Raw genomic sequence first — 1,703 nt, 5'->3', positions numbered from 1 at the left:
AAAAATATTTCCATCATAAGCACGCCAAATACGCCGCCTGAAAGATTTATAAGAACTAATTACCCTAACGATTAATATAATGAAGTAGTTTAAACTTTTTTCAATTCGCTATAAAAATGCTCTTTTTCACTCAATTTTTGTCTTTTTCTTACTTCGTAGCCCTGCTATGAAGTGTAAAAAAACACTTCAATTGATCAAAAAACAACTATTTTTCGCCAGAATCAAAAAAGTTAAACCACTTCAATGAGTAATTCATAGTATATTTGTACTATGGTTGAAAAAGGAAAAAAAATCATACTGTTTGATGGTGTCTGTAATCTTTGTAATAGCACTATAAATTTTATTATACAGCATGACAAAAAAGATATTTTCAGGTATGCTTCGTTGCAAGGTGACATTGGTAAACAACTAATCGCAGAGAGAAATATTGATACTTCAAAATTAGATTCTATCCTTCTTATTGATCCTGCTTTAGCATATTATTATAAATCAACAGCCGCTTTGCAAATTGCAAAACAGCTGTCTGGTATATATCCCTTACTTTCAGTTTTCCTTATTTTACCTACCTTTTTTAGAGATTGGGTGTATGATATTATTGCCAAAAACAGATATAAATGGTTTGGCAAAAAAGAAAGTTGTATGATTCCAACTTCTAAACTCAAAGCTCTTTTTATTGATCAATAATTAATCAAATTACTTCGAGTTCTTCATTTTGTACTTGGTTCAATAATTAAAGAATCATCTACTTGATTATCTAAAATATTTTTTTGATGTTTTTTTCTTAATTCATTAGATTGTGTGTCCAGTTTATTTACATTGTCGATATGCACAATACTCAGACATACTGCTGCAAAAGAGATAAGAATGATAGGTAATAAAAGCCGTTTCATGTTTGTGTGTTTATAAGTTGATATCTCAAAGATACAGATAAGCACCATAAAATATTAGGGGATTTTAACTAAGAATCGACAGGGGGATTTTCCCCCCTTGACTATATGGTATTGACATAAAACTACAAAACCATATAGGTTAACTAAACCAAAGATACTATTCACTCAATAGCGTTTTTTTTGCAGGAAGACTATCGTATATATTTGATCTATAACCAAAACTTACATATCATGAAAATATATACCTTATTATTTTTGTCTTGTACATTTTCTCTACCCTTTGGCGCAGAAAAGAAAATAGACTCATCTATAAAAGAAGTAACCGTATACCTTGCAGGAGCACAAATAAAACGTACAGCAACAGTACATCTTATTCCAGGAACCAACGAAATCATATTACATGATCTATCATCAAATATTGATGAAAATAGTATTCAAATATCAGGCTTACAAAACACCTCTATTTTATCTCTAAATTTTGCCATCAATTATTTAGAAAAGAAAAAAGATTCTGAAAAAATCTTATTTCTAAAAACAAAATTAAAAACATTATTGAAAGAAAAAAATACACTGGACAACACTATAACTGGCTTACAGCAAGAGCAAAAACTTCTTAATAATAATCAAAAAATAGGAAGTGATATCACTCCTATTTCATTAGAAAATATAAAAGAGATTTCCGCCTATTATCGAGAAAGGTCTATTATTATAGATAATAATATTTTATGCTTATCCTTATGTTTCCCTATTACTTGGTATCTTTAAAGTATGAAATTAATTGAGTTTTTTAAGCATTATCCAGACGAGGAAAGC

General features: G+C 28.9%; 3 protein-coding genes. 2 read left to right on the top strand and 1 reads right to left on the bottom strand.

What is annotated here, in order from left to right; genetic code table 11:
- Positions 1 to 270: 270 nt before the first annotated feature.
- The gene (locus CVD18_RS22170; protein WP_103867623.1) at positions 271 to 684 is read left to right on the top strand and encodes a thiol-disulfide oxidoreductase DCC family protein; all 414 of its coding nucleotides are present in this window, start codon (positions 271 to 273) and stop codon (positions 682 to 684) included.
- A gap of 23 nt (positions 685 to 707) precedes the next feature.
- On the opposite strand, the gene CVD18_RS22165 is transcribed toward CVD18_RS22170, so the two are convergent.
- Complete coding sequence (locus CVD18_RS22165) at positions 708 to 890, bottom strand: hypothetical protein (protein WP_103867622.1); 183 nt, start codon at positions 888 to 890, stop codon at positions 708 to 710.
- A gap of 231 nt (positions 891 to 1,121) precedes the next feature.
- Between CVD18_RS22165 and CVD18_RS22160 the strand changes: the two genes are divergently transcribed.
- Entirely contained in the window at positions 1,122 to 1,655 is a 534-nt protein-coding gene (locus CVD18_RS22160; protein WP_103867621.1) for a DUF4140 domain-containing protein, read from the top strand.
- Positions 1,656 to 1,703: the final 48 nt, after the last annotated feature.

The organism is Aquimarina sp. I32.4 (genome assembly GCF_002924285.1).
In the GTDB taxonomy this organism is placed as follows: domain Bacteria; phylum Bacteroidota; class Bacteroidia; order Flavobacteriales; family Flavobacteriaceae; genus Aquimarina.
The sequence above is the reverse complement of the archived record's forward strand: the minus strand, read 5'-3'. Positions and strand labels throughout refer to the sequence as shown.